Source organism: Streptomyces sp. NPDC002032 (assembly GCF_042890765.1).
Taxonomy (GTDB): Bacteria; Actinomycetota; Actinomycetes; order Streptomycetales; family Streptomycetaceae; genus Streptomyces.
The window spans coordinates 34,152-59,939 of record NZ_JBIASM010000020.1 but is presented as its reverse complement, the minus strand read 5'-3'; the positions used below and the strand labels follow the sequence as shown (position 1 = coordinate 59,939).

Here is a 25,788-nt window from a genome sequence, read left to right as displayed (position 1 = left end):
CCAAAAACGCCTGGAATCTTGAGGTCGAGAGACTTCACGAGCTCGTAATGCAAGGTTCACGGGCCCGCCGATCATCGTTTCGGCGGGCCCGGAGCTTCGCTTTCGCCATGCGGAAACCGCAGCGGTGTCCGATTTGAGGCTTTTCAAACTTTCCGGTTCAACTTTTGGTCAAGCCCATACGATCGACTGGATTTCGCTGTATGCGTGCAGCGCGTACGAGCCCACGTCCCGCCCCACACCGCTCCTCTTGAACCCGCCGAACGGCGCCTCCATGTTCCGGCCGACCGTGTTCACCCCGACCCCGCCGGCCCTCAGCCGCCGCGCGACACGGAAAGCGCGGGCCGCGTCCCCCGACCAGACGTAGCTCAGCAGCCCGAAATCACTGTCGTTGGCCAGCCGGACCGCCTCGTCCTCCGCCTCCTGCCCCTCCCCGTCGAAGGGGACGACCACGACCACCGGCCCGAAGATCTCCTCCCGGACCACCCGCATCTCGCTCGTGCAGTCGACCAGCAGCGTCGGGGCCACGTAGAACCCGCGGCCGCTCCCGACCACCGGCCGCTCCCCGCCGTACGCGATCCGCGCCCCCTCCTTGCGGCCCAGCTCCACGTACGACTCCACCCGGTCCCGGTGCGCCGCCGAGATCACCGGGCCCACCACCGTGCCCCGCTCCCCCGGATCGCCGACCTTCATGAAGGCCAGGTAGCCGGTCAGCTTCTCCACCAGCTCCGCGTACACCGACCGCTGCACGATCACCCGCGTCGGCGCGGTGCAGATCTGCCCGGAGTAGAAGGAGAACGTCGTCCCGATGCCCAGCACCGCCGCGTCCAGATCGGCGTCCGCCAGGACGACCGCCGCCCCCTTGCCGCCGAGCTCCATCAGCTGCCGCTTCATGCTCCGGCCGCACACCTGCGCGATGCGCTGCCCGACGTCCGTGGACCCGGTGAACGACACCATGTCCACGTACGGGGAATCCACCGCCGCCTCCCCGACCTCCACCGAAGCGCCCGACACCACGTTCACCACCCCGGCCGGAACCCCCGCCTCGTGCAGCGCCCCGGCCATCTTGAACACCGACAGCGGATCCTGCGGAGCCGGCTTGACCACCACCGTGTTCCCCATGGCCAGTGCCGGAGCCACCTTGCCCGCCGGATTCGCCCACGGGTTGTTGTACGAGGTGATGCAGGTGACCACCCCGACCGGCTGGCGCACCTCCAGCGCCCCCAGCACGCTCGCCCGCCCCATCGGCCCGGCCTCGGTCACCTGCGGTGGCAGCCCGCGCTCCACCGGCTCCAGCGCGCCACGGGCGTACCGCCGGAAGCGGGACACCCCCACGCCCACCTGCATCCCGCGCGCGATGCCCGTCGGCGCGCCCGTCTCGGCCCGCGCGAGCTCCGCCCACGGTTCGAACTCCCGCTGCATGATGTCCGCGGCCCGGTCCAGGATCGCGGCCCGCGCCTCCGGCTTCGTGCGCGACCAGGCGCCGAAGGCCTCCGAGGCGGCCCGCGCCGCCTCCTCGACCTGCGCCCGGGAGGCCTCGGGGGCCAGCCCGACGACGGACTCGTCCGCCGGGTCGATCACCTCGTAGTGGCCGCCGGCGGGCTCCACCCACTCGCCGCCGACGTAGAGCTTCTGGGGCGCCCGGCTCATCGGGTGCTCACCGTCCTCGTGTCCCGGCCCGAACGGAGCACGGTCCCCGGGACCGCCCCCGTCACCTCGTCGTCGCGGATGGTCTCCACGCCGTTGACCCGTACCGAGACGATCCCGATGGCGCGGGCGTCCAGGCGCGGGCTGTCCCCCGGCAGGTCGTGCACGAGCGTCGCCGGTCCCGCCTCGATCCGCTCCGGATCGAAGAGGACCAGGTCCGCGTGGAAGCCCTCGGCGATCCGGCCGCGCTCGCGCAGCCCGAACAGCCGCGCCGGATCGTCCGTCAGCATCTTCACCGCCGCTTCGAGCGGGACCAGCTTGCGGCCGCGCAGGCAGTCGCCGAGGAAACGGGTCGTGTACGGGGCCCCGCACATCCGGTCCAGGTGCGCGCCGGCGTCCGAGCCGCCCAGCATCACGTCCTCGTGCTGCCAGGTCCGGGCGCGCAGCGCCCAGCTGGCCGGGTCGTTGTCGGTGGGCATGGGCCACAGCACCGTGCGCAGGTCGTCGTGGGCGCAGATCTCGACCAGGCAGTGGAAGGGGTCCTGGCCGCGCTCGGCGGCGATGTCGCCCACGACCCGGCCCGAGAGGCCCTCGTTCTCCTTGCTGTACGTGTCCCCGATGACGTACCGCCCGAAGTCGGCCAGGCGCCGGAAGACGCCCGCCTCCTTGCTGTCGGCGCGGCGCAGCAGCTCGGCGCGCACGCCGGCGTCGCGCAGCCGCTCGATCCGCTCGGGGACGGGCAGGCCCAGCACTTCACCCCAGCCGGGGATGAGGTTCAGCGCGCAGAAGGTGCGCAGCGACATGTTCATGGGGGTCAGGATCGGCATGGTCAGCGCCACGATCCGGCCGCCCGCGGCGCGGGCCCGCTCACTGGCGAGCAGCTGGCGCGGGACCCGTTCGGGGACGGCGGCGTCGATGGTGAGGACGTTCCAGTTCAGGGGGCGGCCGGCGGCGGCGCTCATGTCGACGAACAGGTCGATCTCGGCGTCGGAGAACTGGTCCAGGCAGCCCGCGACGATCGCTTCGAGCTGGGTGCCCTCGTGGTCGGCGACGGCGCGGGAGAGGGCGAGGAGTTCGGCGGGCCGGGCGTGGCGGGAGGCGACGGGGGCGCCGTCGCCGTCGGAGTGGGTGGACGACTGGGTGGTGGACAGGCCCCAGGCGCCGGCGTCCATCGCCTCGTGGAAGAGGTCGAGCATCTGCCGGAGCTGCTCGGGGGTGGGCTGCCCGCCGACCGCCGCCTCGCCCATGACGTGGCGGCGCAGGGCGCAGTGGCCGACCATGAAGCCCGCGTTGACCGCGATGCGGCCCTCCAGGGCGTCGAGGTATTCGCCGAAGGTGGACCAGGACCAGTCGACGCCCTCCTCCAGGGCCTTGAGGGCCATGCCCTCGACCTTGCTCATCATGCGGCGCGTGTAGTCGGCGTCCTCGGGGCGGGCCGGGTTGAGCGGGGCCAGGGTGAAGCCGCAGTTGCCGCCCGCGACGGTGGTGACGCCGTGGTTCATGGAGGGGGTGGCGTACGGGTCCCAGAACAGCTGGGCGTCGTAGTGGGTGTGGGGGTCGACGAAGCCGGGGGTCAGCACGAGCCCGGTCGCGTCCTCGCTCGTCCGGGCCTCCTCGGTGACGGTGCCGGGGGCGGCGACGACGGCGATGCGGCCGTCCCGGATGCCGATGTCCGCGGGGCGGGCGGGGGTGCCGGTGCCGTCGACGAGGGTCGCTCCGCGGATGAGGTGGTCGAGCATGACGGTTCCCCTCCTGGGTGGTTCGGGACTCGGGGCCCTGCGGTTCGGGCGGGGCCCTGCGGTTCGCGCGGCGCCCTGCGGTTCGCGCGGGGCATGGCGGTGGCCCCGGAGGGGGTCTCCGGGGGGGGCTCCGGGGGCTCCGGGGGCTCCGGGGGCTCCGGGGGTGCGCGTCGGGCCGGGGCGGGGGCGGGCCGCCGCCGCCCGCCCCGGCCCGCCGCGGAGCCCTGCCGGGCGGCGGTCCGGGAAGACGCCGCCGCGACGGGGGGCCGGGGGAGCCGCCGGGGGGTCAGGCGGACTGGCGGAAGCGGGTGGTGCGGTGGACGGGGTCCGTGTCGATGTGGGGGATGACGTGTTCGCCGATCAGCTTGATCGTGGTCAGCGTGTCCTCCTTCGAGACCCCCGTCGGCAGGCCGAAGGACAGCTGGTCCGCGCCCGCCTGCTCCCACCGCTTGCACTGGGCCCGTACCTCCGACGGGTCACCGCAGATCAGCAGCTCCTCCGCGATGAGGAGTTCGATGATCTCCGCGTTGTACTCCGGCAGCGTCTCCGGCCACTGCGGGATCGCCTCCGGCCGCGGGAAGGTGTCGTGGTAGCGGAAGACCAGCGACTGGAAGCGGTTCATGTTCGCGTTGACCGCGATCTCGACCGCCTTCTCGTGGGTCTCGGCGCAGATCGCCGTCGAGGTGACCATGACGTTGTCGTTGACGAAGGCACCGATCGCCTTCGCCTCCCGGATCGCCGTCTTGTACTGGTCGAGCACCCACTCCATGTCCGAGACCTTCTGGACGCTGAAGCCGAGCACCCCGAGGCCCTTCTTCGCCGCCATCGCGTACGAGGCCGGCGAGCCCGCCGCGTACCACATGGCCGGGTGCGCCTTGCCGTACGGCTTCGGGAAGACCTTCCGCGGCGGCAGCGACCAGTGCTTGCCCTGGAACCCCTCGTACTCCTCCTGGAGGAACATCTTGGGGAACTCCGCGATGGTCTCCTCCCAGATCTCCTTGGTGTGGTTCATGTCCGTGATGCCGGGCATGAAGCCGAGGATCTCGTGGCTGCCCGCCCCGCGCCCGGTGCCGAACTCGAAGCGGCCCTTGGAGAGGTGGTCGAGCATGGTGACCTTCTCGGCCACCTTCACCGGGTGGTTGACCGGCGCGAGGGGGTTGAAGATGCCGGAGCCGAGGTGGATCCGCTCGGTCGCGGCGGCGAGGTACCCGAGGAAGACCTCGTTCGCCGAGAGGTGCGAGTACTCCTCCAGGAAGTGGTGCTCGGAGGCCCAGGCGTACTTGAAGCCGGACTGGTCGGCCTGGATGACGTACTCGGTCTCCTCGAGCAGTGCCTTGTGCTCCGCCTCGGGGTCGACCTTGGACCGCGCCTGGGGCACGTATCCCTGCACGAAGAGCCCGAATTCCAAGGGGGTTCACCGTCCTTAGGTTTCTGACGTGTCGTCAGATTCGATGGGTCCGACTGTTCCACCGCCGGGCGGGGGCGTCAATACCCGCGCCCGGCTGACCTGACGACCCATCAGAAACAGGGTCAGAGGATGCTCACCCCGGCCATCCAGCCGCCGTCCACGACGAACGGCTGGCCGGTGATGTAGGAGGAGTCGTCGCCGGTCAGGAACAGGGCGAGGCGCGCGATCTCCTCCGGCCGGCCCACCCGCCCGAGCGGCACCACCCGCTTGTAGAGCTCCGCCATCGCCTCCCGCGCCTCGTCGGTCGCCCCGGCCGGGTCCAGCAGGCCGGGATTGGCCATCGGGGTGTCCACCGCCCCCGGGCACATGGCGTTGACCCGGATGTTCTTCGCGGCCAGCTCCAGCGCCGCGACCCGGGTCAGCCCGAGGATCGCCGCCTTCGTCGCCGCGTACGCGCCCACGTACGCCATGCCCGTCAGCCCCGTGTACGAGGAGGTGTTCACGATGGTCCCGCCGCCGGCCTCCGCGATCTCGGGCGCGACCGCCTTGATGCCGAGGAAGGCACCCACCTGGTTGACCTCGATCACCTGCCGGAACTCCTCCAGCGGGGTCGCCGTCAGCTCGTTGAAGCGCAGGATGCCCGCGTTGTTGACCAGGCCGCTGACCGGGCCGAAGGCCTCCTTCGCGGCGGCGACGGCGGCCGCCCAGTCCTCCTCCCGGGTCACGTCCAGGCGTACGTACCGGGCCCGGTCCTCCCCCAGCTCCTTCGCGACGGCGGCGCCCTGCCCGTCCAGCACGTCACCCAGCAGCACCTTCGCGCCCTCGGCGGCGAAGAGCCGGGCCTCCTGCTCGCCCTGGCCGCGTGCCGCGCCCGTGACGATGACGACGCGCCCGTCCAGCTTGCCCATGGCAGTGCCCCTAATCGTTGAGGAGGGGGGCCACCTCGGCCCCGAAGGCGGTGATCTGGTCGGTCAGCTCGGCCCGGTCCCGGCTGCGGAAGCGGACCTGGATCTGGTCCACGCCCAGCGCCCGGTACTCCCGCAGGGACTCCGCGAGCACCTCCGCCTTGCCGGTCAGGGCCCGGCGGCCGGTGTCCCAGCCGGGCTCGCCGACGTACAGCGCCTCGGTGATCGCGCCGATCTCGACGGGGCCGGCCACCCCGGCCGCCTCCCGCAGCGCGCGCAGCCGGGCGATCTGCGCCGGGAGCTCCTCCCGCGGATCGCCCTGCGGGAGCCAGCCGTCGCCGCGCACGGCGGCCCGGCGGACCGCGGCGGGCGAGGAGCCGCCGACCCAGACGGGGATCCGCGCCTGGGCGGGCCGGGGCAGCTGGCCGAGGTCCTTGAAGGAGAACAGCTCCCCCTCGAACTCCGGGTACTCCTCCGGCCCGAGGGCGGCGCGCAGGGCGTCGAGGCTCTCGTCGAGGACCGCCCCGCGGCGCGCGAAGTCCACGCCGAGCACCTCGAACTCCTCCTGGACGTGCCCGGCCCCGACCCCGAGGACCAGCCGGCCGCCGCTGAGGTGGTCCAGGGTCGCGTACTGCTTCGCGGTGACCAGCGGGTGGCGCAGGCCGACGATCGCGACGTGGCTCAGCAGCCGCACCCGTTCGGTGATCCCGGCCAGGAAGGCCAGGGTGGCGACCGGGTCGTACCAGACGGTGCTCATGGGACCGGCGAGGCGGCGCGGGATCGCCACGTGGTCGCAGGTGGCGAGGTACCCGAAGCCCGCCCGGTCGGCGGCCCTGGCCACCTCGGCGAGGTCGGCCGCGCCGGCCGAGGCCTCCCAGGGCTCGGCGTAGATGGTGCTCTGCGACTGGACGGGAAGCTGCATCCCGTACGCCAGCCGGCCTTCCGGAAACACGCGTGCCATGCCGGGCCCGCCTCGCCTTCGTCTGCCGGATCGTGGTGCCGGTCGTGGTGCGGGCGCCGTGGTGCGGGCGCCGTGTGCCGGGCCATCGTCGTAGCTGACGGTGCGTCAGGCAAGGGGTGGGGCGGGCCCGGACGCCGGCCCGCGCTGCGCCCGACGGGTGTCCGGGCCCGGCGGATCCGCGTCCGGCGCCCGCATCCCGTTCCGAACGGACCCCTCCGGGCCTAGGGTGCGCGCGTGGAACTGATGCTCACGCTCGTCAGCGGGCTCGCCTGGACCCTCGTGTACCTGGAGGCGATCCGGATCGGGCTGCGGGACCGGACCTACGCGATGCCGGTGGCCGCGCTCGCCCTGAACTTCGCCTGGGAGGTCACCTACGCCGTCGACGAGCTGCGCGGCGGCCCCTCCGCCCAGGGGGTGGTCAACGTGGTGTGGGCCCTCGCCGACACCGTGATCATCTGGACGTACCTGCGGTACGGGCGCGCCGAGCTGCCCGGCTTCGTCACCCGGCCGCTGTTCGCCGCCTGGAGCGGGCTGCTCTTCGCGACGGCCTTCGCCGTGCAGTGGCTCTTCCTCGCCCACTTCGGGACGCACGACGCCACCCGCTACTCGGCGTTCCTCCAGAACCTGCTGATGTCCGGCCTGTTCATCTCCCTCTACGCCGCCCGGCGCGGCCCGCGCGGCCAGTCACTGCTGATCGCCGTCGCCAAATGGCTGGGCACGCTCGCGCCGACCCTGCTGTTCGGGGTGCTGGAGGGTTCCGGCTTCGTCCTCGGCCTGGGCGTGCTGTGCTCGGTCTTCGACCTCGCGTACATCGGGCTGCTGCTCAGAAGCCGGGCGGACCCATCGCGATGACCGGGTGCGCGGCCGGGTCCAGGGTCGCCAGGAGCTTCTCCATCGCCTCCTTCGGGATCCCCACGCAGCCCTGGGAGGGGCCGTCGTGGTCCACGTGGAGCCAGATGTTGCCGCCCTTGTCCTCGCCGTCCGGCTTCGCCGGGTCGAGCGGGGACACGCCCTGCCTGCGGTTGTAGTCGATCGCCACGACGTAGTCGAAGGAGCCCGCCAGCGACTCGCCGTTCACGCCCCGGCCGCTCGCCACGAAGGCCGCGTTCCGGTCGTAGGGGAGCTTCGTGCCGGGCGGGGGCGCCAGCAGGCCGCCCGCGTCCGTCAGGGAGAACACCCCCTCCGGGGAGGTCAGGTCCCCGTACGAGCGCCCCGTGGACCAGCCCTTGGCGCCGTTGCGGGCCGGCCACTGCGCGCCGGCGGTCCAGTCGGCGCCCGCGGCGGGCCGGGTGTAGAAGGTGACGGTGGACTCCGAGGAGTCCTTCGCCTTGCCGGTGACCAGCACCAGCTGCCGCGAGTCCGCGGGGATCCGGGCGCGGGCCGCGTCGCCGAGGGTCAGGGGGAGGCCCTGGCGGGGGTCCGGACGGTGGGCGTCACGGGCCGCCCGGTCCTTGGTCTGCGGGCGGGCGTCCGCGCGGGCCGCCGGGACGGGCGCGCCCGGCTGCTCGTGCAGCGCGTGCACCCAGCCGGCGCCGAACGCCAGCAGGCCGACGGTGGCCACCACGGTCAGCGCCCTCGGCCGGCGGGCGGCGGAGCGGGAGCGCGGACGGGTGCGGCCCCGGGAACGGGAACGGGCTCGGGCGTGCTTGCTCATTGCCCCGACCGTACAGGAGCCGATCTTCGTTCCCGCCGAACTCCCGCCCCCACGAGCGCGCCGGGCCCCGTGCGGAGGGGGGCCGACTGCGCGTGCCGACCGCCCCGGACGGGGTCCCGGCGGTGTCCAGCACCGGCCCGCCGATGGACCGGGCGAAGGTGCCGAGGCTGCTGGAGCCGTTCCGCCGCCGTGCGGAGCGCCGTCACACGGCGGGCGAGGGGGCGGGCCTGGACCTGGGCCCGGGGCCGGGGCCGGGCCCAGGCCGAGGCCCGGGCCTGTCGATCGTCGCCTCGATCGCCCGGGCGCACGAGGCGGCGCGCCCGTCGGGGAGAAACGACACTGCGGGCGCGCCGGTCCCATGATCAGACAGCAAGGGCCACCTGATCAGGGGAAATGCCCGCCCGAACCGCCCTCCCGGGGCCCCGGGACGCTACTACTGATCGGGCCGGCCGCACGCCAGAACCCAGGCGGCCGACCCGACCAGGAGGATCAGTCATGCGGAAGTCCGCGACCCTGCTCGCCGCCGTCGCCCTCGCCTTCGCCGCCGCGTCGCCCGCCAGCGCCGAGGTCAACAGCCAGTGCGGCCAGTACATCTGCGTCATGACGGCGCACCACAACCGCTTCGTGCAGGACATCACCGTCCAGACCCGTGACGGCAACCCCGGTGTGCTGCGCGCCTACTGGGGCGAGTTCCGCTCCGGCCGGGTCACCGCAGCCTCGCACCGCTGGGCCGTCGGATACGAGCAGGCCGGCGCCAAGCTCGTCTGCGGCGGCCTGGAGCGCGACGGCCGCACCATCGAGGACGGCATCTGCGTGACCATCTGATCCCGCCCCGCGGGGTCTTCGCCCCCGGCTCCGGGCGTGCGGCGGGAGCGGCCCGACCCCTCCCGCCGCAGGGGCCCCCGGACGTACCCTCAAATGATGAGAACTCCTCGTCAGGCAGCGCGCATCGTCGTCCTCTCCCCCAGCGGATCGGTGTTCCTCTTCCGGGAGAACAACATCGAAGTCGGCATCCACTGGCTGCCCCCGGGCGGCGGGATCGACCCGGGCGAGAGCCCCGAGGAGTGCGTGCGCCGCGAGTTGCGCGAGGAGACCGGCTGGACCGACCTCGAACCGCAGCGGCTGCTGTGCACCTGGGAGCACGACTTCACGCACCAGGGCATACCGGTCCGCCAGCACGAGCACATCTACGTCACCACCGGCCCCCAGCGCGAACCGCGGCTCGAAGCCCCCGGCATCCACTGGCAGTGGCTCTCCCCGCAGCGCCTCGCCACCCTCGGCGAACCCCTCTGGCCCCCGCGGCTGGCGGACCTGCTCTCCGACGCCCCGGCCGACCCGGTCCACCTGGGGCTGCTGGCGTAACCGCCCGGCGGGCGGGCGGGGCTGACGGCCGCCCGCCACCGCCGCTACCCTGCGGGAGCCCGACCACACGGCACCACGGGAGAAGGCGTGAGCATGCACACGGGGGACGAGCACCCGAACCCGGCCGGCGGACCCCCGCCCGGCGGACCCCCCGGGCCCTACGCTCCGGGGCCGTACTCCCCCGGCCCGTACGCCCCGGGCCCGTACGGCGGGCCCCCGCAGCCCGGATACGCGCCCGGGCCCTACGGCGTGCCCGCGCAGGCGAACCCGTACCCGAACCCGAACCCCTACGCGGCGCCGCCACCCCCGCCCCCCTCGCGGGGCCGGCGGATCGCCCGCTTCGTCTTCAACCCGCTGTACGCCGCCCAGCGCGCGTTCCGCCCCTCGCGCCCCGGGACCGTCACGGACCCCCTGGTGCGCAAGCTCCAGCTGTGGCGCACGGTGCTCGGGTTCGCCGCGTGGCTCGCGCTAACCCTCACGTACTCGGCCGTCACCGACCCGGCGGAGGGCGCCGGGGCGGTCGCCGGGGACCGCCTCGACCAGAGCTGGAACAGCACCCTCGCCCTGGCCTGCACCCTCCCCCTGCTGGTCGGCGCCTTCGCCCTCGCCGCCCGCGGCGCCCAGCGGCGCGTCTACCTCAAACGGGCCCTGCGCCCCCTCGGGGCCGTCCTGGCCCTGATGGCCTCGATGGCCACGTTCCCGCTCGCCGTCACCGAACAGACCCAGGGGCTGCGCGACGCGGTGGGGCTGCCGGGCAAGATCGTCATGGGGCTGATGTGCCTGTGGTCGCTCGGCTTCGCCCTCTACGGCATCGGGCTCTCCCTCGTCCACGTCTTCCGCACCGCCGACGTCCACGAGCTGCTCCCGCCCGCGCTCGCCACCGTGCTGGTGTGGGAGATGGCCGTGGCGGACCTCGTCACCGGCGCCTACTCCCAGGTCCCGGCGGCCGCCCGGATGGCCTTCGTGCTGGGCGCGCCCGTCTCGGTCACGGCGCTGGCGTGCTGGGAGACGTACCGGCTGCACCGCCACCACGGACTCACCCTGCGGGCGGCACTGGGGCGGTGAGGGGGGCGGGGTGGGCGGGGTGGGCGGTGAGGGGGTTGGGGCGGGCCGGGGTCAGCGGGCGGCGGCGGCCTTCGCGTAGAGCTTCGCCGCGTAGTCGCCGAGGACGGTGCTGGTGGAGACGTCGTCCGTGTCCCCGCCCGTCAGGATCCCGATGACCTTCCCGTCCCGGCCGATCCACGCACTGCCGCTGGTGCCGCCCGGGAAGTCGGCACAGGCGAACTGCTGCTCCGTCGGGCTGAGGCGGGTGGCGACGGCCGTGCAGGTCCGGGGGACCTTGCGGTCGGCGGGATAGCCCGTCACCGTGACCTCCTCGCCCGCGCGGCCGGAGGTGTCCAGGGGGGCGCCGCCGGTGACGTCCTCGATCTTGCGGCCCTTGTCGTCGGGGGCGACCCGGGCGAAGGCGAGGTCGTAGTCGTCGTCGGTGCCCTCGGCCCAGCGCTCGTCCTCGTAGACGTGCTCTATCTTCCACGTCCCGTACGGGGCGACGCCGTTCGCGTACGCGGGCGCGAAGACGGCGCCGTCCTTGCCGCCCTGCTCGCCCTCCATCAGGCAGTGCCCGGCGGTGATGAGCAGGTTCTTGCCCGGGCTGCGGACGACGGTGGCGGTGCAGAAGTGGTCCCCGTCCAGACCACCGGTGAACAGGGCGCCGGTGAAGGCCGCGGGGCCGCCGGGCTTGGGGGTCACGGGGGTCGGCGCGGGCTTCGCCAGCTGCGGCTTGGAGGCCTGCGCCCGCGACTGCCCCGTGGGCGAGCCCGACGGCGCCGCCGGCTCGGCCCGGACGGCGGCCGTGGCCCCGTCGGGCGGGGGCACCAGCTCGGCCACCGCCGCGGACGCCCCGAGGGCGGCCACCGCACACAGCACCGCCGTCACCACGGTCCGCTTGTCCACCGCCACGTTCCCTCCCGCTCAACCCCCGCGAAGCATGCCCCGCGCCCGGGGTGGGGTGCAAGGTCATCGAGTATCGCCACGCCCGCACGAGGGACGGTGGACGGGGGGTGGGGGGGTGGGGGGTGGGGGGGTGGGGGGTGGGGGGTTAGGCGGCGGGTGCGTGGCGGCCGGGCTGCGGGGGAAACCCGGCGGGGTGCCCTGGGGCGGTCTCGCGGAGGGGTTGGGGGCTTCCCGCCAGTCCACTGTCCTTCCGTGCCGGGCCGGTCCCTCAAGGGCGCTCCTTCGTCGCGTCGCTTCGCGATGGCCTTCGGCCACCCTTGACCGACCGTCCCGTCCCGGAATGCCAAAGACTGTCGGGAAGCCCCCAAAGGAACGGTCTGGTCTGCACAGACGAGGAGCGGCCCCGTCAGAGACGATGATCTCTGACTCCGCCCAAGAGCCCCCGCCTCTCGGCCCTCTCCCAGCCCGATTCCGGACCGGGCGAGGTGTTCTCCACATCCACGGCCAACCAGGACAGCCAACGGGCCCTACCAGCGCGTCAGATCGCTACGCGCTTCGCTCGGCTCAGCGACTGCGGGCCGTCCGTGGCCGATCAGTCGCACAGGGCTGCCGCGGGCACCTTCGCCAGGCCACTGCCTTGCGGCACGGGGCGTTGCTGCTTCAGTTCCGCGCCGAGGTCGTAGACGTTGGCGGCCAGGACCAGCTGTCGTTGACCGTCCGTGGTGGTGAGGGACACGCTGGTGAAACCGGGTCCGGCGCCGTCGGTCTCCCAGGTGCTGACCTTCCTGGCGTCCGGTCCCGGGCCGCACGGCACGTCCACGCGCTGCACGCCCAGTCCTTGCACGACCCCGTCGAACTCGACCGTGGTGAGGAGTTCTCGCTGCTGGGCGGGGCGCAGCAGCGTGCCCGCGAAGAGGGCCCGGTGGAAGCGGGCCAGATCGTCCACCGTGGAGATCATGGCACCGGCGGTCCAGTCGTACGACGGACTGAACCGGGTGATGTCGCGCCCGGCGAGGTCGTATCCGTGCAGATGGGGGCCGTGCACGTCCGGATCGGTCAGCGGGAAGGAGGTGTTCTTGAGGCCGAGCGGGGTGAGGATCCGCCGCTGGATCTCGGTGGGCGCGCTGTGGTGCGTGACGGCCTCGATCACCAGGCCGGCGAGCAGGTAGTTGGTGTTGGAGTACTGCCATCCTTGGCCCGGGTCGAACGGCCGGCTGTGCCGGACGGCCCGGTCGACCACCTGCCGGGGCGTGTACACGTAGTCCCACTCGTGGCGCTCCAGGTAGGGAGCGAAGAACTCCGGCTCATTGGTGGGGTCGTAGATGCCCGAGGTGTGGTTGAGCAGGTGCCGGACGGTGATGGTCCTGCCCTTTCCCCGGAACGTGCCGGGCAGCCATTTCTCCACGCTGTCGTCGAGCGAAAGCCGTCCTTCGCCCTCCAGTTGGAGGAGCACCGTCGACACGAACGACTTGGTGTTGCTGGCGATCCGGAACCGGTGGTCCGGCCTGGCCCGCTCGCCGGTCGCGGTGTCCGCGAGCCCGGCTGCCATGCGCGATTCCCGCTCTCCCTGCCTGGCGTAGGCCACGACGCCGGGAAACCCGTCCGCGACCGTCTGGTCGATGGCCGCCTTGAGTCCGTCCCGCTCCGCCGCGGCCGCGGGGAAGAACCCCGAGACCGCCACCATGCACATCCCCGCCAGCAGTGCCACTGCCCCCGTACGTACCTTCACCGACTGCTCCCGCTCCTGGTGCCCGTGCCCTACCCGCCCAGCGTGCCGGGCGCCGCGCCGGGCGCCCATCCTGCTGGCGTCCGGACGGATGCGGGGGTTACCCCCCTCAGAGCGCCTTCGTCATGAAGGTGCTGTGCGGGTCGGGCCGGTAGTCGGCGAACGGCTCGCAGGAGGTGAAGCCGAACTTCTCGTACAGCTTCCTGGCCGGCAGGAAGAATTCGGCCGTGCCGGTCTCCAGGCTCAGCCTCGTGAAGCCCATGCGCGTGGCCTCGGTGAGGATGTGCCCCAGCAGGAAGGACGCGATCCCGCTTCTCTTGCGGGCCGGGGAAGTACGCATCGACTTCAGCTCCGCGTGGCCCTCGTCGAGTCTCTTGATCGCGCCGCAGCCCAGCACGGTGTCACCGTCCCGTACCGACCAGAACGTGACCCCGGGCCGGCGGAGGGCATCGAGGTCGAGGGCGTGTTTGCTCTCCGGAGGAGAGATGGACTGCATCTGCCGGACGTGCGCGCAGAGGAAGGCCGCGATCTCGGGTCCGGAGAGGTCGTCTACCGCGATCTTCACCCTGCTCATCCCTCTCCAGGCCACCTGACGCACGTGTTCGAGGAGTCTGCCACGCAAGGAGGGGCGAGTGTCCGATCGGCCACGGACGGCCCGCAGTCGCTGAGCCGAGCGAAGCGCGTAGCGATCTGACGCGCTGGTAGGGCCCGTTGGCTGTCCTGGTTGGCCGTGGATGTGGAGAACACCTCGCCCGGTCCGGAATGGGGCTGGGAGAGGGCCGAGAGGCGGGGGCTCTTGGGCGGAGTCAGAGATCATCGTCTCTGACGGGGCCGCTCCTCGTCTGTGCAGACCAGACCGTTCCTTTGGGGGCTTCCCGACAGTCTTTGGCATTCCGGGACGGGACGGTCGGTCAAGGGTGGCCGAAGGCCATCGCGAAGCGACGCGACGAAGGAGCGCCCTTGAGGGACCGGCCCGGCACGGAAGGACAGTGGACTGGCGGGAAGCCCCCAACCCTTCCGCGAGACCGCCCCAAGGCACCCCGCCGGGTTTCCCCCGCAGCCCCCGCCGCCACGCACCCGCCCCCTACCCGCACACCCCCCACCCCCTACGCCACCCCCCACCCCTCTACGCCCCCGCCCAGAGCCCCTCCCGCGTCAGACCCAGCAGGTCGATCGCGTTGCCGCGGACGATGCGGTCGACCACGTCCGGGGGGAGGTGGCCCATCTGGCTCTCGCCCACCTCGCGGGACTTCGGCCAGGTGGAGTCCGAGTGGGGGTAGTCCGTCTCGTAGAGGACGTTCCCGACGCCGATCGCGTCCAGGTTCCGCAGGCCGAAGGCGTCGTCGAAGAAGCAGCCGAAGACGTGCTCGGCGAAGAGTTCCGACGGCGGCCGGTGGACCTTGTCCGCGACCCCGCCCCAGGCGCGGTTGTCCTCCCACACCACGTTCGCGCGTTCCAGGATGTACGGGATCCAGCCGATCTGGCCCTCCGCGTACATGATCTTGAGGTTCGGGAAGCGTTCGAACTTGCCGCTCATCAGCCAGTCGACCATCGAGAAGCAGCAGTTGGCGAAGGTGATGGTGGAGCCGACGGCCGGCGGGGCGTCCGCCGAGGTGGAGGGCATGCGCGAGGAGGAGCCGATGTGCATGGCGATGACCGTGCCGGTCTCGTCGCACGCCTGGAGGAAGGGGTCCCACTCGTCGGTGTGGATGGACGGCAGGCCCAGGTGCGGCGGTATCTCCGAGAAGGCGACCGCGCGCACCCCGCGGGCGGCGTTGCGGCGGACCTCGGCGGCGGCGAGCCGGGCGTCCCACAGCGGGACGAGGGTGAGGGGGATGAGGCGGCCGCGGGCTTCGGGGCCGCACCACTCCTCCACCATCCAGTCGTTGTAGGCCCGTACGCCGAGCAGCCCGAGCTCGCGGTCCTTGGCCTCGGTGAAGGTCTGTCCGCAAAAGCGCGGGAAGGTGGGGAAGCAGAGCGCGGACTGGACGTGGTTGACGTCCATGTCGGCGAGCCGGTCGGGAACCGAGAAGGAGCCCGGGCGCATCTGCTCGTAGGTGATGACTTCCAGTTTGATCTCGTCGCGGTCGTACCCCACGGCCGTGTCGAGCCGGGTGAGCGGGCGGTGCAGGTCCTCGTACACCCACCAGTCGCCGATCGGGCCGTCGTCGCCCTTCGCTCCCATGACGGGGGCGAACTTGCCGCCGAGGAAGGTCATTTCCTTCAGGGGGGCGCGGACGATCCGGGGGCCGGTGTCGCGGTATTTGGACGGGAGCCGGTCCCGCCAGACGTGAGGGGGCTCGACCGTGTGATCGTCCACCGAGATGATCTTCGGGAAGGTCTCCATGTGGTCTACCGTAGCGCTGATCTGACGAACCGTCAGCTACCTGGCGCACAGTCGGCCGCGGAACGGGGAGCGGCTCACTCCGCTGCGGGCTGACGTGTACGTGCAAGACAGGGCAGACTGACCCTGAAACCGACGGAAGGCAGGGGGGACGACAGATGGACGGCATACCGGCCATCCCGCACCAGCGGAACCACCCCGAGGCAGCCCGGTCCCGGAACTCCGCCGACGTGCCCGCATCCCCCGGGGCCCCCGTACCCCCCGAGGGCTCCCGGCGCCCCGCCCCGGCAGCCGAGCCCTCCCCCGCCCCGGCAGCCGAGCCCTCCCCCGCCCCGGCAGCCGAACCCTCCCCCGCCGCCAACCGGTTCGCCGTCCTCGGCCCCATCCGCGCCTGGCGCGGCGCCGAGGCGCTGCCCTCGGGCAGCCCCCAGCAGCGGGCGCTGCTCGCCGTGCTCCTGCTGCGCGACGGCCGCACCGCGACCGCCCCCGAGCTGATCGACGCCATCTGGGGCGAAGACCCGCCCCCGCAGGCCCTGGCCACCATCCGTACGTACGCCTCCCGGCTGCGCAAGGTCCTCGACCCCGGGCTGCTCGTCAGCGACGCCGGCGGCTACGCGGTCCGGCTGCGCCACCAAGAGGCCCTGGACCTCGGCATCGCCCGCAGCCTCGCCGCCGACGCCGACACCGCCCGCACCGCCGGGGACCGCGCCCTGGCCCGTACGCTGCTCGCCCGCGCCCTGGACCTCTGGGACGGCGAACCCCTCGCCGGAGTCCCCGGCCCGCACGCCGACACCGAGCGGACCCGGCTCGGCGAATGGCGCCTCCAGCTGCTGGAGACCCGCCTCGACCTCGACCTGGAGGTCGGCCACCACGCCGAGGCCGTCTCCGAGCTCACCGCCCTCACCGCCGCCCACCCCCTGCGGGAGCGGCTGCGCGAACTGCTGATGCTGGCCCTGTACCGCAGCGGCCGCCAGGCCGAGGCCCTCGCCGTCTACGCCGACACCCGCCGCCTCCTCGCCGACGAACTCGGCGTCGACCCCCGGCCCGAACTCTCCGCCCTCCAGCAGCGCATCCTCAACGCGGACGCCGAACTGGCCCGCGCCGAAGACCCCGCCCCGGCGGCGGCACCCGTACTCGTGAGGCCCGCGCAATTGCCCGCCACCGTCCCCGACTTCACCGGCCGCACCCCCTTCGTCAGCGAGCTCGGCGCCATCCTCTCGACCGCCGAGGGCCAGGTCATGGCCGTCTCCGCGCTCGCCGGCATAGGCGGAGTCGGCAAGACCACCCTCGCCGTGCACGTCGCGCACGCCGCCCGCCCGCACTTCCCCGACGGCCAGCTCTACGTCGACCTCCAGGGCACCGACCCCCGCCCCGCGCTCCCCGAGGCCGTCCTCGGCTCCTTCCTGCGCGCCCTCGGCACCCCCGACAGCGCCATCCCCGACTCCGCCGCCGACCGGGCCGCCCTCTACCGCACGGTCCTCGACGGCCGCCGCGTCCTGGTCCTCCTCGACAACGCCCGCGACGCCGCCCAGGTCCGGCCGCTGCTGCCCGGCACCGCCGGCTGCGCCGCCCTCGTCACCAGCCGGGTCCGCATGTCGGGCCTCGCCGGGGCGCATCTCGTCGACCTCGACGTGATGAGCCCCGAGGAGGCCCTCCAGCTGTTCACCCGCATCGTCGGCGCCGAACGCGTCGGCGCCGAACGCCAGGCCGCCCTCGACGTGGTCGGCGCCTGCGGCTTCCTGCCGCTCGCCATCCGGATCGCCGCCTCCCGGCTCGCCGCCCGCCGTACCTGGACCGTCTCCGTCCTCGCCGCCAAACTCGCCGACGGGCGCCGCCGCCTCGACGAGCTCCAGGCCGGCGACCTCGCCGTCAAGGCCACCTTCGAGCTCGGCTACGGCCAGCTCGAACCCGCCCAGCAGCGCGCGTTCCGCCTCCTCGGCCTCGCCGACGGCCCGGACATCTCCCTGGCCGCCGCGGCCGCCGTCCTCGACCTGCCCGAGCACGACACCGAGGACCTCCTGGAGGCTTTAGTCGACTGCTCCCTGCTCGAATCGGCCGCCCCCGGCCGCTACCGCTTCCACGACCTCGTACGCCTCTACGCGCGTGCCTGCGCCGAACGCGACGAGCAGCCCCCGACCGGCCGCGAGGACGCCCTCGACCGGCTCCTCGACTTCTACCTCGCCACCGCCTCCCGCGTGTACGCGCTGGAGCGCCCCGGCGACCGGCTGCCCGCCCACCTGTCGGCCACCCGCCACCCCGGCCTGGTCCTGACCGAGGCCCGCGCCGCCCTCGACTGGCTGTTCGCCGAGGCCGACCCGCTGCTGGCCTGCGTACGCCAGGCCGCCGGCCGGCCCGCCGGGCTGCGCCGGGCCGTGGACCTGCTGTGGGCGGCCAAGGACCTCGCCGAGTCCGGGGCGAACTCCAAGCAGTACGAGTCCGCCGCCCTGACCCTGCGCGAAGCCGCGCAGGCGGCGCGCGACCCGCGGGCCGAGGGCCGCGCCCGGATCACGCTCACCATCGTCCACCTGGTCGCGGGCCGCTTCGCCGACGCCGACGACGAGGCCCGCCAGGCCATGGACCTGGCCCGCGAGGCCGGCGACCCGCTGCCCAGCTGCTGGGCGCCCAACGACCGCGGGATCATCGCCCTCTACCAGGGCCGCCACCGCGACGGGGAGCGCTACCTGCTGGAGGCCATCGAGAACTTCCGGTCCGACGCCAACTTCGTCGGCGAGGCCAGCGCCCTGTGCAACCTCTCCCGGATCCACGTCGAGCTGGGCCGCCTGCCCTCCGCCATCGACCTGGCCCAGCAGGGCATCGCCATCTACGACCGGATGGGCCTGACCCTGCGCCTGGCCAACGGCCGGTACGCGCTGGGCATCGCGCTGACGCAGGCCGGGCGGCTGCGCGAGGCGCTCACCGAGCTCGGGGAGGCGCTGTCGCTGTTCCACGAGAACCGCCAGCCCCTGTGGGAGGGCGTGACGCACTTCCGGCTCGCCGAGGCCCACCTCGCCGCCCGGCGCCCGACCCTGGCCGCCAAGCACGCCGAGCAGGCCATCGCGCTGCGCGGGATCGGCGGCGAGTGGCGCCGGGCGACGGTGCTGACCGTGCTCGGCAAGGCGCTGCGCGGGCTCGGCCAGCCGGACCGGGCGCGGGCCTGCTGGCGGGACGCGGAGACCGTCTTCGCCCAGCTGGGCTCCGCCGAACTGGCCGAAGTGCGCGCCCTGCTGGCCTCCGAACTGGCCGCCTGACCTGGTCCGGGCGCGGGCCCGGACCCGATGGACGGGCGCGTTCATCGTTCGTTTATCGCCACGCGCGACGATAGGTGCATCGACCCGGTGCGTCGGGGGGCAACCGGGCCGGCTGGAGGACTACCCGTTCGGCGGTCCTCGGGGGAATCGCCGAACGGGCCCGACTCATCCATCAGGAGATCCGATGACGACGAACGAGAACAGCCTGCCGCTCGACGGTGACATCAGACCGCTCGACAACCACGCTTCGGGCGCCGACATCAATCCGCTGGATCCGCTCGACCCGCCGGCCCCGAAGCAGCCGGGTGAGAAGCCGCTCGACAACCACGCCTCGGGCGAGGACATCGTGACGCTGGACAACCACGCGTCGGGAACGCGCCCGTAACCAGGGCCCGTTCGGGCGGTACGGCACGGCACACGGCACGGCGTACGGGGGAACGTACGGGGGGCCTGCGGGGGTGCGCACGGGGGACCCGCGAGCGGACGTACAGGGGGAACGTACGGGGGAACCGCTCGCGGGACGAACGGGGGATGCGCACGGGGGAAGCCCCGCAGGAACGTACGGGGGACGTACGGGGGAGCAGTACGGGGGACGTACGGGGGTACGGCGGCCGCGGTGGCCAGGAGGGGGACCACCGCGGCCGCCGTACGCCCGCGTCCGGACGTCGAGCCGCGGCCGGTGCGCGGACCGGGCGCGCCCTCGCGTATGGCAGCCACCACGAAAACCCCAAGGGTTGACACAATGGATGTTTCCTACCGCACGACAACAGAAAGGGTGTTCCGGGACGGCCGAAGGTCCCGGACGCCGGTCCGCGCGGCCCTGCGGTGGCTACGCTGACCCCGTGTTCACCTCCCAGGGCCCGAGCCTGCGCGAACTGGCCGTACAGGCCCTCACCTCCGTCGAGCGGGGCTACGACCTGCTCGCCCCGAAGTTCGACGAGACCCCCTTCCGCACCCCCGACCGGATGCTCGACGCCGTCGAGGAGACCCTCGCCGGGCGGGAGGGCTCCTTCGGCGACGGACTGGACCTGTGCTGCGGCACCGGCGCGGGCCTGCCGATGCTGCGCCGGCTGTGCCGGGACCGGGTCACCGGCGTCGACCTCAGCGCGGGCATGCTGGCGCAGGCCGCCCGGCGCGGCCCCGAGGGCGTGGACCTCGTACGGGCCGACGCGCTGGCGCTGCCCGGCACGTTCACGGACGCCTACGACCTCGCGGTGAGCTTCGGGGCCTTCGGGCACTTCCTGCCGGCCGAGCGGCCCGCCCTCTTCTCCGGCGTGCACCGCGCGCTGCGGCCCGGCGGGGTCTTCGCCTTCCCCGTCGGCGCCCCGATCCCGGCGACCTCGCCGCTGTGGTGGGCGGTGGCCGGATTCGACGCGGCGATGCGGCTGCGCAACGCCGTGTGGCGGCCGCCCTTCGTCATGTACTACCGGACCTTCCCGCTGGGACCGGTCCGCGCGGACCTCACGGCGGCGGGCTTCGCCGTGGAGACGGTCCCCCTGGAGCACTTCGGGTACCGCGAGGACGGCAGCCCGCGCTGGCGGCTGCTGCTGGCCCGCAAGCCCGGCCCGGCCGGCGCCACCGCCCACGCCACGGGCGCGGCGGCGGGTGCGGCGGCGGATGCGGCGGCAGGAGCGGGCGCCGCCGTCTGATCACCCGGTCCGGTCGAAGGTGAGCCGGACCCGCTCCTGGTCGGTGAGGTCGCCGCCGTCGCGCAGCCGGGCCATGTCGTTGCCGGACAGGGAGCGCCCGTAGATCCGTACGTCGTCCAGCGCGCCCGCGTAGAAGGCCTTGTAGTCGGGCTGCGTGCCGAGGTGGACGGTGAAGGCTCCGGTGGGCCGGAAGTCGGCCCGCCCGGGCCCGAGCGGGGCGGTGGCGGGCCGGCCGCCGTCCACGGACAGGGCGAGCAGGCCGCCTTCGCGCTGGAAGACCACGTGGTGCCAGGCGTCGTCGTCGGTCCGGGCGGGGGCGGTCACGGACACCGGGCCCGGCCCCGGACCTGGCCCCGGCCCCGGTCCGGCGTTGACGGTGGCCACGAGGCGGCCGGTCGCCGGATCGGCCTCGACCCGGAACTGCCGTGCCTCCGGGCCCTGTCCGTACGCCCACACCAGGGGCTGGCGCAGGCCGCTCTCCCGGTCCTGGCCCCGGGTCTTGTACTTGACCCAGGCCGCGACGGCGAAATCCCCGTCGCCCAGGCGCAGCGAGTCCGGGCAGTCGATCAGGCGCAGGAAGTCGTCCTTGCCGTCGAAGCGCATGCTCTTGCCGCCGCCCGGCCGGCTGCCGGACCGGGGCCCGCCGTGGACCACGGCGTCGTTGTGGTGGGGGGTGGCGTCGGGGGTGTAGCGGGGGGTGAGGTCCTCGGCGGCTTCCCGGAGCTCGTGCGGGCCGAAGGCGGTGAACTTGATGTAGCCGTGCGGGGTGCCGTTGGCGGTCTCGTAGAGCATGCCGACGCGGCCGCCGGGCAGGACGGCCATGTCCGAGTAGCCGGCGCGTTCGCGCAGGACGACGGCGCCGTCCTTGGACCAGGTGCGGCCGCCGTCCCCGGAGGTGCGCACGGCCAGGGTCCAGCGGTCGGAGAACTCGGCGCCGGGGCGGCTGGGCGCTGACAGCAGGAGGGGGCCGCCGGCGTGCAGTTGGAGCAGGGAGCCGGAGGCGGGCGGGGCGGTGAGACCGGTGACGGGGGCGAAGCCGGGGGCCGGGAAGGCGGGTGCGGCGGCGTCGTCGATGAGGGCGGCGACGCGGTGGTCGGCGGTGCCGCAGGTGGCGGTGGAGCGGGCGTTGACGTAGATCCGGCCGTCGGGGAGCTGGGTGAGGGCGGGCTCGTTGGGTGCGGGCGTGCCCTCGGGGGCGCCCCAGCGGGCGCCGGCCCGCCAGGTGAGGCCGCCGTCGTCGCTGTAGAGGAGCTGGGCGCCGGATTCGTTGGACTCGGTGCGGTAGTCGGCGCCGACGACGAGCCGGCCCGGGCGGTCGGGGCGGGTCGGGGTCAGCTGGATGCCGTGGCCCGGGCCGACGGAGACCCAGGCCCAGTCGGCGCCCTTGAGCTGCGGCTGCGGGTTGGGTTCGGTGCTCCAGTGGGCGCCGTCGTCGGTGCTGTGCGCCAGGCGCAGTTCGCGGGGGCCGCGGACCCGGTTGCCGGCGGCGTCGGGGGCCCAGGTGCTGTAGGCGTAGAGGAGGGAGATCCGGCCGGAGGCGGAGTCGACGACGGGGGCCGGGTTGCCGTAGGCGCCGGGGTCGCCGGCCCCCCGGACGACCTCCATGGGGCCCCAGGAGCGTCCCCCGTCGGTGGAGCGCTTCATGACGAGGTCGATGTCGCCGATGTCGGCGCAACTGGCGGTGCGGGCCTCGGCGATGGCCAGCAGGGTGCCGTCCTTGGTGGTGGTGAGGGTGGGGATGCGGTAGCAGTCGTAGCCCTCGGAGAAGGCGCTGAACGGGGCCGACACGGCGGCGGTCAGCCCGGGGCGGCCGCCCCCGGCCCGGCCGTCGCCGTCGCCGTCCGGGCCGTCCGCCGTGGCCGGTCCGTCGGGGAGCAGGGCGAGGAGCAGGACCACGACGAGGGCGGCCCCGGCCCCGGCCGCTGCCCAGAGCCGGGCCCGGGTACCCCCGGGAAATCGGACAACCGGCTGATTCGAGCTCACCCGTGCAGGCTAACGCGGCCGCGATCACCACCGGCGCCCCGGGGCGGCGGCCAGACGTCCGGTTCCACCGGCCGGGGTGCCGCCGTCAGCCTCCGGACCGGCCCCCGGACTGGCCCCCGGACCGGCGGCGGCGGGCGCGCAGTTCGGTCTTGAGGACCTTCCCGCCGGCGTTGCGCGGGAGGGCCGTGACGAACTCCACCGTACGGGGCACCTTGTAGTTGGCCATCTCGCGGCGGGACCAGGCGATCAGGTCGTCCGCGGTGAGGACGGAGCCGGGGCGCCGTACCGCGTAGGCCTTGCCGACCTCCCCGAGCCGGGGGTCGGGGACGCCGACCACGGCGACGTCGGCGATGTCCGGGTGGAGGCCGAGGAGCTGCTCGATCTCGGCGGGGTAGGCGTTGAAGCCGCCGACGATGAACATGTCCTTGATCCGGTCGGTGATGCGGAGGTTGCCGTCGCCGTCGAGGACGCCGACGTCGCCGGTGCGCAGCCAGCCGTCGGGGGTGATGGCGCCGGCGGTGCCGTCCGGGTCCTCGAAGTAGCCCCGCATCACGTGGTGGCCGCGGACCCAGACCTCGCCGGGCGTGCCGTCGGGCCGCTCGTCGCCCTCGGGGCCGGTGATGCGCAGCTGGGTGCCGGGGATGGCGCGTCCCGAGGTCCGGGAGACCACCTCGGCCGGGTCGCCGCGACGGCACATGGTGACGATGCCGCTCGCCTCGGAGAGCCCGTACGCGGTGAGGACGGTGGCGATGCGCAGTTCGGCGCGGAGCCGTTCGACGAGCTGGAGGGGAACGACGGCCGCGCCGGTGACGACCAGGCGCAGGGCGGACAGGTCGTGGTGGTCGCGCTGGGGGTGGTCCAGGAGGGACTGGTGGAGGGTGGGCGGCCCGGGGAGTACGGAGATCCGCTCGGCGGCGATGTTGGCGAGGACGGTGTCCACGTCGAAGACGGGCTGCGGGACCATCGTGGCGCCGCGCATCAGGCAGGCGATGATCCCGGCCTTGTAGCCGAAGGTGTGGAAGAAGGGGTTCACGATCAGGTAGCGGTCACCCTCGCGCAGTCCGGCGAGTTCGCTCCACACGGCGTAGCAGCGCAGGGTCTGGGCGTGGGTGAGGACGGCGCCCTTGGGGCTGCCGGTGGTGCCGGAGGTGAAGACGATGTCCGAGGGGTCGTCGGGGCCGATCGCCTCGGCCCGGGCCCGGACGGCCCCGGCGGGGACGGTGTCGCCGCCCGCGAGGAAGTCCTTCCAGGTACGGAAGTCCTCGGGGGCGTCGTCGGCGAGGACCACCACCTGCTCCAGGTGCGGCAGGCCGGGCAGCGGCCCGGCGCCGGGGGCTTCGGCGGTGGCTTCGGCGGTGGTGGGGGCTTCGGCGGTGGCGGGGGCTTCGGCGGTGGCGCGGCGCAGGGAGGCGACGTAGGAGGTGCCGAGGAAGGTGCCGGTGACGAACAGCAGGCGGGCGCGGCTGCGCCGCAGGACGTACGCGGCCTCCGCGCCCTTGAAACGGGTGTTGAGCGGGACGAGCACCGCCCCCGCGCTGACGGCGCCGAGGGCGGAGACGATCCACTCCAGGGTGTTGGGCGCCCAGACGGCGACCCGGTCACCGGGCTCGACCCCGGCGGCGAGGCAGGCGGCCGCGGCGCGCTCGACGCGCTCGCCGAGCTGGGCGTAGTCGAGCCGGACCCGGCCGTCGACCACGGCTTCGCGGTCGCCGTAGCGCTCGGCGGCGTCCCGGACGAGGGCGGCGATGGTGCCCCAGCGGAGGTCCCCCCGGGGATCGGACCCGTCCGGGCCGCCCAAGCCGTCCCGTACGTGGTCCTGTTCGTGCTGTTCGTGCCGTTCGTGCCTTTCGTTCCGTTCGCCCCGGTCGAACCCCTCCGTGCCCGCGACTTCCGCCATCGCCCGCCCCTCCCCGCGATCCCAGTAGCTGACTAGCCGTCAGATTAGCTGTAGCCTTCGCGGCTGTCAGCACTGGCGACCGCACCCCCGGAGGTGGCGATGGCGGCAACGCTCAAGGACGCTACGGCAATCGTCGGCATCGGCCAGACCGCCTTTGCCAAACAACTGCCCGCTTCCGAAAAGGAATTGGCCTGCCGCGCCATCCTCGCGGCACTCGCCGACGCCGGCATCGCGCCCGCCGAGGTCGACGCCTTCGCCTCCTACACCATGGAGGAGACCGACGAGGTCGAGGTCGCCAAGGCCATCGGCGCCGGAGACGTCACCTTCTTCTCCAAGGTCGGCTACGGCGGCGGCGGCTCCTGCGCCACCGTCGGCCACCTCGCCTCCGCCGTCGCCACCGGCCAGGCCACCGTCGGCGTCGCCTGGCGCTCCCGCAAGCGCGGCTCCGGCCCCCGCCCCTGGAAGAACACCGCCGTCCAGCTGCCCACCCCCGGCCAGTGGACGCGTCCCTTCGGACTGCTGCGCCCCGCCGACGAGATCGGCATGCTGGCCCGCCGCTACATGCACGAGTACGGGGCCACCCGCGACCACCTCTTCAACGTCGCGATGGCCTGCCGCAACCGGGCCAACGAGAACCCCGCCGCCATGATGTACGAGCGCCCGCTGACCCGCGAGATGTACATGACCTCCCGCATGATCAGCGAGCCGCTCTGCCTCTTCGACAACTGCCTGGAGACGGACGGGGCCCTGGCCTGCGTGATCGTCTCCGCCGAGCGGGCCCGCGACTGCCGCCACAAACCCGTCTACGTGCACTCCGTCGCCCAGGGCCTGCCCGCCCAGCACCACGGCATGGTCAACTACTGGAACGACGACCCCCTCTCCGGCCCCGCCTGGACCGCCGCCCGGCACCTGTGGAAGCAGGCCGACTTCGGCCCCCAGGACGTGGACGTCGCCCAGATCTACGACGCCTTCACCCCGCTGATCCCGCTCTCCCTGGAGGGCTACGGCTTCTGCGGGCGCGGCGAGGGCGCCGCCTTCACCGAGGGCGGCGCCCTGGAGATGGGCGGCCGGCTCCCGATCAACACCGGTGGCGGCGGGCTCAGCGAGGCCTACGTCCACGGCTTCAACCTGATCAACGAGGGCGTCAAGCAGTTGCGCGGCATCTCCACCGCCCAGGTGCCGGACGCCGCGACCTGCCTGGTGACGGCGGGCGAGGGCGTTCCCACGTCCGCGATCCTGCTGCGCGCCTGACGAGCCCGATGCGCCGGACGGACCCGAGGAGCCGAAGATGACCACGCCGATGACCACCCCGACG

At 73.6% G+C, this 25,788-nt stretch carries 20 protein-coding genes; 8 read left to right on the top strand and 12 right to left on the bottom strand.

Features of this window, described 5'->3' with window-relative positions; genetic code table 11:
• Positions 1-168: 168 nt before the first annotated feature.
• The 5 genes from ACFYYT_RS31705 to ACFYYT_RS31685 all read right to left on the bottom strand — a co-directional run bounded on the left by ACFYYT_RS31705 (position 169) and on the right by ACFYYT_RS31685 (position 6,657).
• Positions 169-1,647, bottom strand: a complete 1,479-nt coding sequence (locus ACFYYT_RS31705; protein ID WP_351826154.1) for an aldehyde dehydrogenase family protein — start codon at positions 1,645-1,647, stop codon at positions 169-171.
• Complete coding sequence (locus ACFYYT_RS31700; RefSeq protein WP_351826153.1) at positions 1,644-3,383, bottom strand: D-aminoacylase; 1,740 nt, start codon at positions 3,381-3,383, stop codon at positions 1,644-1,646. Before ACFYYT_RS31700 ends, ACFYYT_RS31705 begins: the two co-directional genes overlap by 4 nt.
• A gap of 286 nt (positions 3,384-3,669) precedes the next feature.
• Positions 3,670-4,791 (bottom strand): LLM class flavin-dependent oxidoreductase, encoded by a 1,122-nt coding sequence (locus ACFYYT_RS31695; RefSeq protein ID WP_351831204.1) that lies wholly within the window; start codon positions 4,789-4,791, stop codon positions 3,670-3,672.
• 122 nt (positions 4,792-4,913) lie between these two features.
• The gene (locus ACFYYT_RS31690) at positions 4,914-5,699 is read right to left on the bottom strand and encodes a glucose 1-dehydrogenase (protein ID WP_351831206.1); all 786 of its coding nucleotides are present in this window, start codon (positions 5,697-5,699) and stop codon (positions 4,914-4,916) included.
• Between the two features lie 10 nt (positions 5,700-5,709).
• Positions 5,710-6,657 (bottom strand): LLM class F420-dependent oxidoreductase, encoded by a 948-nt coding sequence (locus ACFYYT_RS31685; RefSeq protein WP_351831208.1) that lies wholly within the window; start codon positions 6,655-6,657, stop codon positions 5,710-5,712.
• Between the two features lie 243 nt (positions 6,658-6,900).
• Between ACFYYT_RS31685 and ACFYYT_RS31680 the strand changes: the two genes are divergently transcribed.
• Positions 6,901-7,509, top strand: coding sequence for a hypothetical protein (locus ACFYYT_RS31680; protein WP_351831218.1), 609 nt, complete (start codon positions 6,901-6,903; stop codon positions 7,507-7,509).
• Here ACFYYT_RS31680 and ACFYYT_RS31675 read toward each other — a convergent pair.
• Complete coding sequence (locus ACFYYT_RS31675) at positions 7,481-8,311, bottom strand: L,D-transpeptidase family protein (protein ID WP_351831210.1); 831 nt, start codon at positions 8,309-8,311, stop codon at positions 7,481-7,483. The genes ACFYYT_RS31680 and ACFYYT_RS31675 overlap by 29 nt on opposite strands.
• 495 nt (positions 8,312-8,806) lie before the next feature.
• Between ACFYYT_RS31675 and ACFYYT_RS31670 the strand changes: the two genes are divergently transcribed.
• The 3 genes from ACFYYT_RS31670 to ACFYYT_RS31660 all read left to right on the top strand — a co-directional run bounded on the left by ACFYYT_RS31670 (position 8,807) and on the right by ACFYYT_RS31660 (position 10,738).
• Positions 8,807-9,136 carry a hypothetical protein gene (locus tag ACFYYT_RS31670; protein WP_351831213.1) on the top strand — a complete coding sequence of 110 codons (330 nt, stop codon included), beginning with the start codon at positions 8,807-8,809 and terminating at the stop codon, positions 9,134-9,136.
• A gap of 96 nt (positions 9,137-9,232) precedes the next feature.
• Positions 9,233-9,673 (top strand): NUDIX domain-containing protein, encoded by a 441-nt coding sequence (locus ACFYYT_RS31665; protein ID WP_351831215.1) that lies wholly within the window; start codon positions 9,233-9,235, stop codon positions 9,671-9,673.
• Between the two features lie 93 nt (positions 9,674-9,766).
• A complete protein-coding gene (locus ACFYYT_RS31660) occupies positions 9,767-10,738 on the top strand; it encodes a hypothetical protein (protein WP_351831220.1) in 972 nt (323 codons plus the stop codon).
• Between the two features lie 51 nt (positions 10,739-10,789).
• Here the strand turns inward: ACFYYT_RS31660 and ACFYYT_RS31655 are convergent, their stop codons facing one another.
• From ACFYYT_RS31655 to ACFYYT_RS31640, 4 genes are all read right to left on the bottom strand, one after another.
• Positions 10,790-11,626, bottom strand: a complete 837-nt coding sequence (locus ACFYYT_RS31655; RefSeq protein WP_351831217.1) for a trypsin-like peptidase domain-containing protein — start codon at positions 11,624-11,626, stop codon at positions 10,790-10,792.
• A 592-nt stretch (positions 11,627-12,218) separates the two neighbouring features.
• Positions 12,219-13,355, bottom strand: a complete 1,137-nt coding sequence (locus tag ACFYYT_RS31650; protein ID WP_351831854.1) for a serine hydrolase domain-containing protein — start codon at positions 13,353-13,355, stop codon at positions 12,219-12,221.
• A gap of 106 nt (positions 13,356-13,461) precedes the next feature.
• Positions 13,462-13,917, bottom strand: coding sequence for a GNAT family N-acetyltransferase (locus ACFYYT_RS31645; protein WP_351831851.1), 456 nt, complete (start codon positions 13,915-13,917; stop codon positions 13,462-13,464).
• A 561-nt stretch (positions 13,918-14,478) separates the two neighbouring features.
• Entirely contained in the window at positions 14,479-15,699 is a 1,221-nt protein-coding gene (locus ACFYYT_RS31640; RefSeq protein ID WP_351829572.1) for an amidohydrolase family protein, read from the bottom strand.
• A 155-nt stretch (positions 15,700-15,854) separates the two neighbouring features.
• Here ACFYYT_RS31640 and ACFYYT_RS31635 point away from each other — a divergent pair, with 155 nt between their 5' ends.
• The 3 genes from ACFYYT_RS31635 (at position 15,855) to ACFYYT_RS31625 (ending at position 20,593) form a co-directional block, all read left to right on the top strand.
• Positions 15,855-18,944, top strand: a complete 3,090-nt coding sequence (locus ACFYYT_RS31635; protein ID WP_351829574.1) for a BTAD domain-containing putative transcriptional regulator — start codon at positions 15,855-15,857, stop codon at positions 18,942-18,944.
• Between the two features lie 184 nt (positions 18,945-19,128).
• Entirely contained in the window at positions 19,129-19,329 is a 201-nt protein-coding gene (locus ACFYYT_RS31630) for a hypothetical protein (RefSeq protein WP_351829577.1), read from the top strand.
• Positions 19,330-19,786: 457 nt separating this feature from the next.
• Positions 19,787-20,593, top strand: a complete 807-nt coding sequence (locus ACFYYT_RS31625; protein WP_351829580.1) for a class I SAM-dependent methyltransferase — start codon at positions 19,787-19,789, stop codon at positions 20,591-20,593.
• Here ACFYYT_RS31625 and ACFYYT_RS31620 read toward each other — a convergent pair whose 3' ends face one another.
• A complete protein-coding gene (locus ACFYYT_RS31620) occupies positions 20,594-22,576 on the bottom strand; it encodes a sialidase family protein (protein ID WP_351829582.1) in 1,983 nt (660 codons plus the stop codon).
• Positions 22,577-22,661: 85 nt separating this feature from the next.
• Complete coding sequence (locus tag ACFYYT_RS31615) at positions 22,662-24,473, bottom strand: FadD3 family acyl-CoA ligase (RefSeq protein WP_351829583.1); 1,812 nt, start codon at positions 24,471-24,473, stop codon at positions 22,662-22,664.
• Between the two features lie 99 nt (positions 24,474-24,572).
• Between ACFYYT_RS31615 and ACFYYT_RS31610 the strand changes: the two genes are divergently transcribed.
• A complete protein-coding gene (locus ACFYYT_RS31610; RefSeq protein ID WP_351829586.1) occupies positions 24,573-25,724 on the top strand; it encodes a lipid-transfer protein in 1,152 nt (383 codons plus the stop codon).
• Positions 25,725-25,788: the final 64 nt, after the last annotated feature.